This is a genomic window from Kribbella sp. NPDC058245 (assembly GCF_042882005.1).
Lineage (GTDB): Bacteria > Actinomycetota > Actinomycetes > Propionibacteriales > Kribbellaceae > Kribbella.
Map to the genome: position 1 here is coordinate 379754 of NZ_JBHVWY010000006.1, position 13606 is coordinate 393359.

The following is a 13606-nucleotide window of genomic DNA, read 5'->3' on the forward strand; positions in this document are numbered from 1 at the left end:
CGCTCCGGCACCCTGGATCGTCTTGGTCTTTCGAAAGCTGAAACCGAGAGAACGGGTGGCGGATGGCTGACTGGGAACGGGCCTTCGAAGAACTGCTGGCCGCTCGCGGCGGTGCTCTGCGGGCGTATGCCTACCTGCTGACCGGTGACTCCGCGGCTGCCGCGGATCTGGTCCAGGACGCGCTGCTGCGTGTCTTCAGCCGGATGCGGGTCGGCAACGACGTCGCACAGCTCGAGGGCTATGTACGGCGCGCGATGCTCAACCAGTTCGTCGACGGCCGCCGTCGGGCCGGACTGTGGCGAGCCAAACGGCATCTGCTGGTCCACCCGGCGGAGCACCACGACGAGGACCGCCTGCTGACAGACGCCGTACGGCGGGCTCTGGACACGTTGTCGCCGAAGCAGCGGGCGTGTGTGGTGCTCCGGTACTACGAGGACCTCACGGTCCCCGACATCGCGGATCAGCTCGGCTGCGCGCCAGGCACGGTCAAACGCCACCTGTCCGATGCCCACGCCAAGCTCGCCACCCAGCTCGCCGTACCCGAGGAGACGATGAAATGACCGATCTACGAGACCTGCTCCGAAGTGCCGCCGCCGAGGCCGAGAACGTGAGTGTCGACGGCAGTGCGCTGATCCCGACCATCCGCCGCCGTCGCCGCGTCCGCTCGGCCGCCGTAGGCGTCGGTGGCGTCACCGCGGTCACCACGCTGGCGCTTGGCGCGTACGCCGTACTGCCGGGTGCTGGTCCTTCGGACGCGTCGGTGAGTGGTGGTGCGCCGTCTGCTACCTCGAGCTTCCAGTCGAGTGACTGCGAGCCGATCTACATCTCGGAGGAGGCGACCGTTAGTGCAAAGACGGAGCTGACTCAGAAGTCGATGAGGCGGACCGGCAAGACCACCTGGTCCGGCACCGTCGAGGTCAAGCTCACCAACCCGGCCAAGGTGACGCTGCACACCCCGAACGCGCCGTACCACTACGTCATCGTCCCGGAGAAGGGCGACCAGCGAGTCACCGGCCGTGCGCAGGCGAAGGTCACCCAAGAGGACGTGGTGCTGAGGCCCGGAGCCTCGCACACCTCCACCGTCCAGCTCACGGTGCAGAGCTGCGCCAAGGGGCAGGCGGCTGCGGGTTCCTACCTCATCTACCAGTCGACGATGGAGGTCGAAGGGAACTTCTACTGGGGCAAGGCGGTCAAGGGCAGCGAGCCGGTCGGGCGGTTGCAGTTGTCCTGACCCCGGTGGTTTGCCGGATCGTCCGGCAATCTTCAGGTGCTGAGACGTTTCGCAGTACCGGGCGGACGGGCAAGCTGACCTGCGACCCACCCAACCGCCCTGGGAGTCGCTGTGGCCCGCTCGCTCCGCCCCGTCCTGATCATCACCGCCGTCCTCGCGTTGTTCGGCTTCGGCATCACGCCGTCGACCGCCGCGACCCCGATCACCGTTGCGACGGCGATCGGCCGGCAGGACAGCTCTACCGCTTCCGTCACCGGGTACGTGGTCGGTCAGCCGACCGCCACCAGCACGGTGGTCCGCAGCAACTTCCCGAACGACTACGCCCTCGCTCTCGCGGACTCCGCGAGTCAGACGAGCACGGGGTCGATGCTGTACGTACAGATCCCGACAGCGTTCCGGGCATCGTACGGACTGCAGAGCAACCCGACTCTGCTCGGCAAGCAGATCACCGTCACCGGCACGCTGGCGGCGTACTTCTCGCACCCGGGTCTGAAGGACGCGACCGCGTTCACCGGTGGTGGCGGGTCGGATCCCGGTGACCCGCCGGACCCGGGCGACTACTACGCAGCCGCCGCGGGCAAGAGCGGCGCCGCGCTGAAGTCCGCACTGCACACGATCATCTCCAGCCAGACCAAGCTCACCTATGACCAGGCGTGGAACGCCCTGAAGGACACCGACCAGGACCCGGCGAACACCAACAACGTCATCCTGATCTACTCCGGCCGCTCACAGAGCAAGACCACCAACGGCGGCGGCGTCAACGACTGGAACCGCGAACACGTCTGGGCCAAGTCCCACGGCGACTTCGGTACGGCGATCGGACCGGGTACCGATATCCACCACCTGCGCCCCGAGGACGTCTCGGTCAACTCATCCCGCGGCAACCTCGACTTCGACAACGGCGGTACCGCCGTCACCGAATGCCCCGGCTGCACCGCCGACGCCGACTCCTTCGCCCCCCGCGCGGCCGTCCGCGGCGACGTCGCCCGGATGATCTTCTACATGGCGGTCCGCTACGAAGGCGACGACGGCTTCGCCAACCTCGAGCCCAACAACTCGGTGAACAACGGCACCGCCCCCTACATCGGCAAACTCTCCGTGCTGAAGGCCTGGGCCGCCGCCGACCCGCCGGATGCCTTCGAGAAGCGCCGCAACGAGGTCATCTACACCACCTACCAACACAACCGGAACCCCTTCATCGACCACCCCGAATGGGTCACCTCCATCTGGCCCTGACCGACCGCTGCCCCGGAATGCCCGGGGATGCCCCGAATCTCCTCGGAATCGGTCCGGATCGAGCCACGATCCGGGCCGATCGCCGTCTGATCTGCCCCGAGCTGCCCCGCCATCTGCCCTCCGCAGCCACCCCTACTGCCGTCACAGTGAGTGCAGACACAAATTGTGGCTAGTATCAAAGGAGGAAAAGTGGCCACGGCAGTAGCATGGGAAATGGATGAACTGATGGACATCGGCATTCGGGAGCTAAGAGACGGACTCAGCCGGCACCTTGCCCAGGTCCGTGAAGGACACACGATCACCGTCACCGACCACGGCAAGCCGATCGCCCAGATCGTCCCGGTCGCCCGACTCACGAAGTTGCAGCAGATGATCGCGAACGGCGAGGCGCAGGCGCCCGTTCGACCGAAGGGGCCGGCGCCGACACCCATCAAAACGAAGGGGACAGTCAGCGACCTGGTGATCGAGGACCGCCGATGATCTGCTACTTCGACACGTCGGCGTTCGTTCCGCTCCTGATCGAGGAGCCCAGTTCGCCGATCTGCAAGCGACTGTGGGAAGAAGCCGACGATGTGGTCTCCAACCGGCTCTTGTACTTGGAGACGGCGAGCGGCCTGGCCCGAGCGGCTCGGTGTTATCGGATCACCGAGTCGGAAAGAGCGCGGGCGCTGCGCGAGCTCGACAGAATCTGGCAGGAGGTCAACATCATCGAACCGACTAAAGCTCTGGTGCACAGGGCGGCCGTGCTGACCTTCTCGGAGGCGTTGCGCGCGTACGACGCGCTGCACTGTGCGACTGCCGAAGGAGTCGACGAGTCGGACTTGGTGTTTGCCTCGGGCGATCGGCAACTGCTGAAAGCCGGTGCGAACCTCGGGTTTCACATCGCGGATGTGAACGACGTGCAGTAGTTCTTCAGCGGTTGAGGTGTTGCGGGCGGCTGCTGTGCTCCCGGGGTTTGGGGGTGTGGTGGTGGTCTGGGGTTTTGGTGGGGGAAGGGGTGGGTGGGGTGAGGGCGGCGTGGGCGAAGCGGGTTTGGAGCCAGGTTTGGAGGCCTGGGTCGGCGATCGCCAGGTGGGTGGGGGTGGCTCGGAGGAGGCCTTGGGTGAGGGGACGAGTGGCAGCTGACTCGAGGGACCAGCGGGTGGTGGTTGCTGTGGGCAACTGGATGGGGTGCTGGGCGGCTTTGGCGAGGAGGTCTTTCTCGGCGGGGGTGCAGTTGTGCCAGGCGGCCTCGTAGAGGGGGCGGGAGGCGTCGTTGAGGCGGGTGGTGGCGGCTTTGGCGACCGGGATGGTGAGGCCGGTGGTGGGCTCGGCGAGGTCTAGGGCAGTGGTGGCCAGGGCGCGGAGGCGGCTGGGGTTGCCGTTGGCGGCTCTGACCAGGCGGTCGACGGCTTCGGGCTCGTGCGGTACGGCGGCCTGCCGGAGTGGTTCGGTGAGGGCGGGGCGGAGTTCGGCGTCGGTGAAGGGCTGGACCTGACGGATGTCGAACCGGCTGACCACGTCGGTCTCGACGCCGGCCTCACCACCGGAGGCCGCGAGCAGGCGGCTCGTGGTGAGTTCACCACCGGCCGCCACGAGGAAGACCGGCTGCCGGTTGGCCGCCAGCCGCGCGGACAGTTCGGTCAGCCCGACCAGGTCGCGGTCGGAGGCGACGTCGAGGTTGTCGACCATCAGGACCATCGGTTCACCCTTGGCCGCGGCCAGTTCACCGAGCCGGTCGGCGAGCTCGTTGAGCGTGCCGCCGACCTCATCCGGTTCCGACGCGTCGTGCTGTTCCTTCACGACCACCTGGAAGACACCGGGAACGCCACCGCGAATCTCGTTGCCTGTCTGGGGATTCCGGCTCCGCGAGGCAAGCCGGTCGAGATCCTTCGACAACCCGCGCGCGGCCACGGCGCCGTACTGGTTCCGGAACGTGTCGAGGTCTTGGGAGATCGCCCGGATCAAGCGGTTCTCGAGTGGTTCGCGCGGTGACGCCTCGATTCGGACCGAGGTCCAACCCTGACGTACGGCGAGTTTCTCGGCGCGGTCGAGTTCGTTGCTGGTCCCCATCCCGGGTGCGCCGGTGAACAGGACCGTCGTACTGGAAGGGGTCCGCTGGTCGAGTGAGAGCGGTCGGCCCTCGCCATCCTTCCGATCCACCTGATGCACCGGAAGGCGCGTCGTACCATACGTCTTGACCGCAACAGCCGGAGCGGGCGCCGCCGGCTGGGCAGGAGCTGAAGGGGTCTGACCGAGAGACGTGTTGACCCAATCCTGCAGACCGGCGTCGGCGAAGGTGACGCGTTCGCCGTCCGCGCGCAGGAGGCCGCGCGCGACCAACTCGTGCCGCGCCTGGTCAATTGGTTGCCATCGGCCCGCACCTGCCTTCGCCAGCTCGGGCGGCATCAACAGGCCGTTCGAAGCGGCGACCCGCGCCAGCAGGTCCTTCTCCGCGGGCGAGCTCTTGTTCCAGCGCCCCTGATAGAGCACCGCCGACCGCGCCTGCACCCGGGCAGAAGCGGCCTCCGCCACCTCGCCGGTGATCGCAGGACGAGCAAGTTCAAGCGCCGCGTCGGCCAATGTCCGCAGCCGACTCGGATCCCCGTTCGCGGCTCGCACCAGCCCATCGATGCCAGCACTCTCGTACGGCGTTCTGCTCCGATCCAACGGGACCGTCAGCACCGACCGCAGTTCCGCGTCGGACATCGGCCCAAGCTCCCGGATGTCGAACTGATTGGTCACCGTCGTCGCGATCCCGGACATCCGCTCCGACGCGGCCATCAACCGGCTGGTCGCCATCGCGCCCCCGGCCGCAACCAGCCACACTGGCCGGCCGCGCTGCTCGAGATGAACGGCAAGCTCATTCAGCCCAGCTAGGTCGTACGGCGAAGCCTGGTCCACGTTGTCGACGAGCAGCAGCACGGGCTTGTCACCGAGTGAGCCCAGCTGATCCGCCACGTCGTTCAGCGTGGAGCCGAGGTTTCCCTGCGGCGTCGCGTCCCACTGCCGCTTGGTGACGAACTGCACCGGCCCACCGCCGACCCGCACCTCGGCGCCGTGCTGCACCTTCCGCTGTCGCTGCGTCAGATCGCGCACCGTACGGCGAAGCTGGCGCACGCGGAACCCGCCGAACTCCTGACGCAGCTTGCCGAGGTCCGCGCTGATCGCCCGGGTGAACCGATGCTCCAACGGCTCCCGCGCTGACGCCTCCACCCGAACCGTCGTCCACCCCTGCTGAGCCGCCAGTTCAGCCGCGTGATCCAGTTCGCGTGTCTTCCCCATCCCGGGCGGCCCGGTGAACAGGATCGCCCGCCGCGAGGGCAGCACCGGGTCGAGCGTGATCGCCCGGCCGAGCCGGTCCGTCCGAGGGACGGCGTACGCCGGAAGCCGCGGCGTACCGAAGACCTGGCTCATGCCGCCCAGCCTGCGGACCGCACCGGGGCGTCACATGGCTAGCGGGTTAACACTGCCCGCGGATCGCCCGAACAGCACCCGTCGCCCGACCGCCGAGCCCGTGAACCGGTCTACTCCCCGACACCATCGCGCAGACCTTCCTGCATTCTCTTGGCGGGCAGCTGAACCCACCGGCACTGTCGATGCCATGGGAGCCAAACGAGTACCTTCACCATCATCGGTCTCTGAGTTCCGGTCTAGTCGCGTTCTCCCGAGGGTTCATGCTGGTGCGGTGAACACTCGACGATTCCTCGCGGCGCTGCTGGCAGCGCCGTTGATCGTCGCGGTGCTCGGGGGAACTCCGGCGCACGCCGTGCCGGACGCGAAGCTGAGCATCAGCGACGTGCGACTCAGCAAGGCGGCGGTTTCGGTGTCCGGTCTGGATATCGCGAAGCTCGACGTCACCGTCAAGGCGGGGTACGACTCTGACGACCCGCGTGACGAAGACACGACCCTCTACGTCTACCTCCAGCGAACCAGCGGTTCCGGCCAGATCGACCGGATGGCGTCGACCAAGCTGAAGCGCACCGCAGGGACGCTCAAGAACGGCACCTGGACCGGCCCGCTCAACGTCGTCTCGACCGCGAGCGGCACCTGGCACGTCACCTCGGTCGGAGCGAGCCCGTACGGCGTCGAAACGGGCTTCGACCCCACGCCGTACGACGGTCCGGTCCTGGGCGTCACCGGGACCCACGCGCCGACGATCGGGTACACGGTCACCCCGCGGACGGTCGCGGTCGGGAAGCCGTACTCGATCAAGTGGACCGTGACCGACTCCGCGACCGGCAAGCCGTACGGCACCCGCGTCAGCGCCTGGGTCGGCGTCGACTCCCCGTGCGCCGAGGGCGGCGGCCAACCGATCACGACCGATGCCGCAGGCAACTACACGAAGTCCTACCAGGCCTCGGACGCCAACTGGCTGAACTGCTTCGTGATGGAGACCGATCCCTACCCGATCGCGATCTCGGACGCCCGCGTGCTGCGGCAGAGCGGAGTTTCGGCGGTTCCCGCGAAGACCTCCGCGAAGGTCGGCACGAACGTTGCCGTCAACGGCTCGGTCACCGGCCCGCCGGCCCGTTGCGGGATCAACCTGCAACGCCTGTACGGCGCCTCCCAGTGGCGGTCCGTCAGCTCGGCTACCGTCCGTGACAGTGGACGTTACACGCTGACCGCGACGCCGTCGTACAAAGGAAAGATCCCGTACCGCGTTCTGCTGCCGGCGTGTAACCGCTTCGTCCCGGCATCCAGCAAACCCTTCACGATCACAGGAGTCTGATGAAGCGACAGTTGTTAGCCACTCTGCTGACCGTGCCGGTGGCCGGTGCGGTCCTGACCGCGGCCCCGGCCCAGGCCGCGCCGCCCGACATGACGATCAACGCGGTGACGATCGACCGGCCGAGTGTTGCGGTCGCCGGCCTGAACACGGTGCCGGTGACGATCACGGTCAAGGGGTCGATCACCAACGGCGACCCGACGCAGAAGGACACTCCGCTGTACGCCGACCTCAAGCGCGTCGGCACTGTCCCGGCGGGGATCGATTGGGTGGTCTCCGACTCACTCAAGATGGTCTCTGGTGACGAGACGAGCGCCGTCTGGCAGGGGAAGGTCAACGTGCCGTCGACCGCCAACGGCTCGTTGAAGATCACCGGGTTCCACATCGGCGTCTACTACCCGCCCTCGGGCAGCAACGACGAGCCGACACTGGTGGACGGACCGGCGATCCAGGTGAACGGTGTCCACCAGCCGAAGTTCACCGCGACCGTGACGCCGACCGTCGCGACCCAGGGCAAGCCGGTCACGATCAAGTGGCAGGTGACCGACTCGGACACCAAGAAGCCGTACGGCTCGAAGCTCCGCGTCATTGTTGCCGATGACAACGGCTGTGTGGAGCGGGTCGGTGGGGCGGGGACGGTACTGACCGACACCGCCGGGGTCATCGTCTCGAAGACCTTCTCCGACGATGCCATCCACTGCATCCTGGTCCCGGGCAGCCAGGCCCCGATCGGCGGTTCGTCGATCGGCCTCAACCACCCCGGCGTGGTGACCGCCGTACCGTCGAAGACGAGCGCCAAGGTCGGCACGATCGTGCCGGTGAACGGCGTCGTCAAGGTCAATCCGCTGTACTGCCCGGTCAACCTGCAACGACTGTACGGCGCCACTCAGTGGCGGACCGTAGGCACCGCGAAGTCCGACTCCCGCAAGCGCTACGTGCTGAACGCGCAACCGGCGTACAAGGGCAAGATCCCTTACCGCGTGCAGTTCCCCACTTGCTACAACTACGTCACCGCCTACAGTCCGACGTTCTGGATCACCGGGACCTGAACATGCCTGATACCGGTCCACCCGCTCCGCCCGATCGCGCACTAGTTCGGCGCGGTTGTAGGCGGAGTGGGTGGTCCGGCAGCACGCTGAGCAGTATGCGGATGAGACGAGTGGTTGCGGTGCTCCTCACGGCGCCGTTGGCGGTTCTGGCGCTGGGCGCCCCCGCCGCGCAGGCAGACCCTGACCCGAACCTCACGGTCACGGCGGCCCGGATCATCAGGACGACACCGGTAGCGGTGTCGTCACTCAACACGGTTCCGGTGACCGTCGAAGTCGACGCGAAGTACACCTTGCCCGACGCGGACCCGAACACGACGCTGTTCGCGACCCTCGAGCGCTCCGCCGGCACCGGGCAGCTGAAGTCCCTCGTCACCACTCCGCTCCACCGGTACGACGGGACCACGCAGAACGGCAAGTGGCGTGGCATCGTGAACGTGCCGTCGACGGCGAACGGGAAGTTCAAGCTCACCGGCGTGATGGAAGGGGTGTACTGGCCCGGCAGCGGCAGCATGGTCACCGAGACCCCGGTCCCGAACCCGCCGGAGCTGACGGTGGTCGGCACCAACCAGCCGCGGATCACCGCCCGGGTGCTTCCGGATCCGGTCCCGTTCAACACCGGCTTCTCGATCCGCTGGTCAGTGATCAACGGCCAGACCGGCAAGCCGTACGGTTCGAGACTGAAGGTCGCGCTGGAAGGCGACAGCGGCTGTGTGGAGAGCTTCGGCGGTTCGAACGCCCTGACTGACACTCAGGGCTACGTCACCAAGGTCTATCCGGCCTCCGCTGCTGAACAGGGCAACTGTCTGCTGCTCCCCGGCAACCCGGCGCCCAACGGCTGGCTGAGTGTGGTCGTCAGTCGCCCCGGCATCGTCTCCGCGACACCGTCCAGGACCAGCGCACCGGTCGGCGCGATCGTGCCGGTCAACGGCATCGTGGCCGGCGCGCCAACGCATTGCCCCGTCTACCTGCAACGCCTGTACGGCGCGACCGCGTGGCGCAATGTCGGCACCGGCACGGTCAATCAGGGCAGCGGTCGATTCGTGGTCAACGCACAACCGGCGTACAAGGGAAACATCCCGTACCGGGTGTCCTTCCCGGCCTGTTACCAGTTCCGGGCGGGCGTCAGCAAGACCTTCATCATCAAGGGAGTTTGAGATGCGCATCCGAGTACTGGCGGCGCTCCTGGTGACGCCGCTGGCGGCACTGGTCCTGAGCGCACCCGCCGCGCAAGCCGCACCGGACCCGAACCTGACGGTCACGGAGACGCGGATCATCAGGACGACGCCGGTCGCGGTGTCGTCACTCAACACGGTGCCGGTGACGGTCGAGGTCGACGCGAAGTACACCTGGCCCGAAGCCGATCCCGGTACGACGCTCTGGGCGATCCTGCATCGCTCGGCCGGCACGGGACAGTTGCAGTACCTGTACACGATGCCGCTCACGAAGTACGAGGGAACCGTCCAGAACGGCAAGTGGCGCGGTGTGGTGAACGTGCCTTCGACGGCGAACGGGAAGTTCCAGCTGACCGGCGTGATGGTCGGCCGGTTCTCGCCCGGCAGCGGTGACATGACCGACCCGACCCCGGTCGCGGACGGCCCGGTCCTGACGGTGACCGGCACCAACATCCCGAAGCTGACCGCCCGCGTCCTTCCCGACCCGGTCCCGTTCGGCAAGGGCTACTCGATCCGCTGGTCGGTGATCAACGGATCGACCGGCAAGCCCTACGGCACCCGGCTGAAGGTCTGGCTGGCCAACGACAACGGGTGTGTCGAGAGTTTCGGCGGCCCGAGCTACCTGACCGACACGAACGGCTACGTGACCAAGGCGTACACCTCGGCCGACGCCGACTACCTCAACTGCCTGCAGATTCCCGCCGAACCGTCCCCGGCCGCGTTCCTGTCGCTGTTCGTCAACCGCCCCGTCACCGTCTCGGCCACGCCGTCGAAGACAAGCGCCCCGGTCGGCTCGATCGTCCCGGTGAACGGCACGGTGTCCGGTGCGCCGTCGAACTGCCCGGTCAACCTGCAACGCCTGTACGGCGCGACCGCCTGGCGCAACGTCGGTACGGCGAAGGTCCGGCAGAGCGGCCGGTTCACGGTCAACGCCCAACCGGCGTACAAGGGGAACATCCCGTACCGGGTGTCCTTCCCGACTTGCTACAACTACAAGGCGGCCGTCAGCAAGACCTTCACGATCAAGGGCCTCTGATGCGCGCGCGAGTAGTCGCGGCGCTCCTGGTGACGCCGCTGGCGGCACTGGCGCTCACCACGCCGGCCGCGCAGGCCTATCCCGATCCGAAGCTGACGATCACCAAGGTCGAGCTGAACAAGTCGAGCGTCGCCGTGTCGTCGCTCAACACGGTCCCGGTCAAGCTCACTGTCACCGGCGGGTACAACTCGACCGATCCGCAGGATGCGAACCTGACACTGCACGCCTTCCTCAGACGCACGGCCGGCACCGGCATGGCGAACCTCCTGATCTCGACGGAGCTGGTGCGGAAGACCGGCGACACCCAGCACGGCACCTGGGAGGGCAACGTCAACGTGCCCTCCACCGCCAACGGCACCCTCGAGGTGTCCGGCGTGATGACCGGGGCTTACACCTCCATCGACACCGGTGACATGACCACCGAGACCCCGGCCCCGAACCCACCGAAGCTGACCGTCATCGGCACCAACCAGCCGAAGATCACGGCGCGGGTGCTGCCGGATCCGGTGCCGTTCGGCCAGGGCTACTCGATCCGCTGGTCGGTGATCAACGCGCAGACGGCCAAGCCGTACGGAACCAGGCTGAAGGTCTGGCTGGCCGACGACAACGGTTGCGTCGAGAACTTCGGCGGTCCGGCGGTCCTGACCGACACCAACGGCTACCTCACCAAGAGCTATCCGGCCAGTGCCAGCGACTACGGCAACTGCCTGCTGCTCCCGGGCGACCCGGCTCCCGTCGGTGGGACGAATGTGCACGTCAATCATCCCGGCATCGTCTCCGCGACCCCGTCGAAGACCAGCGCCCCGGTCGGGGCGATCGTGCCCGTGAACGGCACCGTCGCCGGCGCACCCACCGGCTGCCCGGTCAACCTGCAACGCCTGTACGGCGCGACCGCCTGGCGCAACGTCGGTACGGCGAAGGTCCGGCAAGCGAGTGGCAAGTTCGTGCTGAACGCGCAACCGGCGTACAAGGGCAACATCCCGTACCGCGTGTCCTTCCCGGCTTGCGCCAACTTCAAGGCCGGCGTCAGCAAGGCCTTCACGATTCGCGGGACCTGAATTCTGGTCTAGTGGAGCCCGCGGCAGGCCTCATTCTTGAACCATGAAGAACCGACGCCTGACCGCGGTGCTCCTCGCAGCTCCGCTGACGTTTATGACTCTCGGTACGGCGACTGCCGCGCAGGCGGTTGTGCCGGAGCTGCAGGTCGACTCGCTGGTGCTGAGTCGCGGCAGCGTCGCTGTCTCCTCGCTCAACACCGTGCCGGTGACGATCACGCTGGAAGGCTCGACCACGACGAGCGATTACAGCACCTACTACGTCGAGTTCGACCGGTCTGCCGGAACCGGTCCGGACAAAGAGCTGTACTCGACGCCGCTCAAGCTGATCAAGGGCACGATCAACGACGGCACCTGGCAAGGCGTGGTGAACGTCCCGTCGACGGTGAACGGCACGATGAAGGCCGTCTCGGTGCTCGGCGGTAGTCACCCCTACGGATGCTCGCAGTGCGGCTTCGACAAGGTGGCCGATGTCGACGGGCCGGCCCTGGTGGTGACCGGCGTGCACATCCCGAAGGTCACCGGCACCGCGACGCCGGCCGCCGTACCGGTGGGCAAGCCGGTGACGATCAAGTGGAAGGTCATCGACTCGCAGACCGGCAAGCCCTACGGCACCAAGCTCAAGACGCTCGTGGCTACCGAAAGCGCATGTGCCGACGGCGTGCTCGACGCCGCGCTGTCTGATGTCAACGGCGTGGTGACGATCAACCAGAAGTCGAACCAGGGGATGTACTGCTTCGGCTTCCCCGGCAACCCGGCTCCGTTCTACCGGACCGCCATCGGGGTCGACAGCGTGCCCGTCATCACGGCCGCGCCGGCCAAGACGAGTGCTCCGGTCGGCAGCGTCGTACCGGTGAACGGCACGGTCGCCTACGTGGCCGGTTGCACGGTCAACCTGCAACGCCTGTACGGCGCCTCGCAGTGGCGGACCGTCGGTACGGCGAAGGTGCGGACCAGTGCTCGATTCACGCTCAGCGCACAGCCGTCGTACAAGGGCAACATCCCGTACCGCGTGCAGTTCCCGGCCTGCAACAACTTCGTGGCCGGTGTCAGCAAGACGTTCACAATCAAGGGGATCTGATGCGAACGAACCGAATTCTGGCCGCTCTCCTGGCCGTTCCACTGGCTGCGCTGACCCTCGGTACGGCGACTACCGCGCAGGCGGCCGATCCGCACCTGCAGGTCAAGTCGCTGGTGCTGAACCGTGCGAGTGTCGCGGTCTCGTCCCTCAACACGGTGCCGGTGACGATCACCCTGGAAGGCACAGCCGGTCCGAGCGAGTACGACACCTACTACGTGGCGTTCGAGCGAGTCGCCGGCACCGGGCCGAAGGACGACCTGTACTCGATGCCGCTGAAGCTGATCAAGGGCACGCCCCAGGACGGCACCTGGCAGGGCGTAGTGAACGTCCCGTCGACGGTGAACGGGACCATCAAGGCAGCCCGGGTCATCGCGGGCGGCTACCTCCTGGGCTGCACGAGTTGCGGCGAGGACTACCCGGTCAACGTCAACGGACCGAGCCTCGCGGTGACCGGCACGCACATCCCGAAGCTCACCGCGACCTTCACCCCGAAGGTGGTGCCGTACAACTCGCCGTTCTCGATCAAGTGGACGATGACGGATTCGCAGACCGGCAAGCCGTACGGCTCGAAGCTCAAGGTGATGCTGCGCCAGGACAACGGATGCGTCGAGGGTGACTTCACCACGACGACGCTGACGGACACCGCCGGCTCGATCACCAAGAACTACCCGGCCGGTAATTACGTCATCTGCTTCATGGTCCCCGGCAACCCGGCGCCGATCTTCAGCGACGGCGCGATTCCCACCCGGCCTGGCATCGTCACGGCCACCCCGTCGAAGACCAGCGCTCCGGTCGGTTCCATCGTGCCGGTCAACGGCACCGCCCAGTCGGCGTACAACTGCCCGGTCAACCTGCAACGCCTGTACGGCGCCACCGCCTGGCGCAACGTCGGTACCGCGAAGGTTCGCAGCAGCTGGCGATTCACGGTCAACGCGCAACCGGCGTACAAGGGCAAGATCCCGTACCGGGTCCAGCTGCCCGCGTGCAACAACGTCCTGACCGGTGTCAGCAAAACCTTCTACATCACGGGAGTCTGAC

The 13606-nt window shown here is 67.0% G+C and carries 13 protein-coding genes; 12 read left to right on the forward strand and 1 reads right to left on the reverse strand.

Translation table 11 applies throughout. The features are described from left to right. The first annotated feature begins 62 nt into the window (after window positions 1-62). From ACFVWG_RS16875 to ACFVWG_RS16895, 5 genes are all read left to right on the forward strand, one after another. Complete coding sequence (locus tag ACFVWG_RS16875) at window positions 63-560, forward strand: SigE family RNA polymerase sigma factor (protein ID WP_391544199.1); 498 nt, start codon at window positions 63-65, stop codon at window positions 558-560. After that, window positions 557-1231: a hypothetical protein gene (locus ACFVWG_RS16880; protein ID WP_391544200.1), complete on the forward strand. Its 675-nt coding sequence runs from the start codon at window positions 557-559 to the stop codon at window positions 1229-1231. Before ACFVWG_RS16875 ends, ACFVWG_RS16880 begins: the two co-directional genes overlap by 4 nt. Window positions 1232-1342: 111 nt before the next feature. Next, a complete protein-coding gene (locus tag ACFVWG_RS16885; RefSeq protein ID WP_391544201.1) occupies window positions 1343-2467 on the forward strand; it encodes an endonuclease in 1125 nt (374 codons plus the stop codon). Window positions 2468-2680: 213 nt separating this feature from the next. After that, a complete protein-coding gene (locus tag ACFVWG_RS16890) occupies window positions 2681-2947 on the forward strand; it encodes a type II toxin-antitoxin system Phd/YefM family antitoxin (protein WP_391544202.1) in 267 nt (88 codons plus the stop codon). Next, window positions 2944-3375 (forward strand): type II toxin-antitoxin system VapC family toxin, encoded by a 432-nt coding sequence (locus ACFVWG_RS16895; RefSeq protein ID WP_391544203.1) that lies wholly within the window; start codon window positions 2944-2946, stop codon window positions 3373-3375. Before ACFVWG_RS16890 ends, ACFVWG_RS16895 begins: the two co-directional genes overlap by 4 nt. Before the next feature lie 4 nt (window positions 3376-3379). Here the strand turns inward: ACFVWG_RS16895 and ACFVWG_RS16900 are convergent, their stop codons facing one another. Beyond that, entirely contained in the window at window positions 3380-5863 is a 2484-nt protein-coding gene (locus ACFVWG_RS16900) for a hypothetical protein (RefSeq protein ID WP_391544204.1), read from the reverse strand. A gap of 271 nt (window positions 5864-6134) precedes the next feature. Here ACFVWG_RS16900 and ACFVWG_RS16905 point away from each other — a divergent pair, with 271 nt between their 5' ends. From ACFVWG_RS16905 to ACFVWG_RS16935, 7 genes are all read left to right on the forward strand, one after another. Beyond that, window positions 6135-7178, forward strand: coding sequence for a hypothetical protein (locus ACFVWG_RS16905; RefSeq protein ID WP_391544205.1), 1044 nt, complete (start codon window positions 6135-6137; stop codon window positions 7176-7178). Continuing rightward, the gene (locus ACFVWG_RS16910; protein WP_391544206.1) at window positions 7178-8224 is read left to right on the forward strand and encodes a hypothetical protein; all 1047 of its coding nucleotides are present in this window, start codon (window positions 7178-7180) and stop codon (window positions 8222-8224) included. The genes ACFVWG_RS16905 and ACFVWG_RS16910 overlap by 1 nt, the downstream gene beginning before the upstream one ends. Before the next feature lie 101 nt (window positions 8225-8325). Next, entirely contained in the window at window positions 8326-9378 is a 1053-nt protein-coding gene (locus ACFVWG_RS16915; protein WP_391544207.1) for a hypothetical protein, read from the forward strand. Between the two features lies 1 nt (window position 9379). After that, window positions 9380-10432: a hypothetical protein gene (locus tag ACFVWG_RS16920; RefSeq protein WP_391544208.1), complete on the forward strand. Its 1053-nt coding sequence runs from the start codon at window positions 9380-9382 to the stop codon at window positions 10430-10432. Continuing rightward, window positions 10432-11490, forward strand: coding sequence for a hypothetical protein (locus ACFVWG_RS16925; RefSeq protein WP_391544209.1), 1059 nt, complete (start codon window positions 10432-10434; stop codon window positions 11488-11490). Before ACFVWG_RS16920 ends, ACFVWG_RS16925 begins: the two co-directional genes overlap by 1 nt. A gap of 43 nt (window positions 11491-11533) precedes the next feature. Further along, entirely contained in the window at window positions 11534-12568 is a 1035-nt protein-coding gene (locus tag ACFVWG_RS16930; protein WP_391544210.1) for a hypothetical protein, read from the forward strand. Next, window positions 12568-13605: a hypothetical protein gene (locus ACFVWG_RS16935; protein ID WP_391544211.1), complete on the forward strand. Its 1038-nt coding sequence runs from the start codon at window positions 12568-12570 to the stop codon at window positions 13603-13605. The genes ACFVWG_RS16930 and ACFVWG_RS16935 overlap by 1 nt, the downstream gene beginning before the upstream one ends. Window position 13606: the final 1 nt, after the last annotated feature.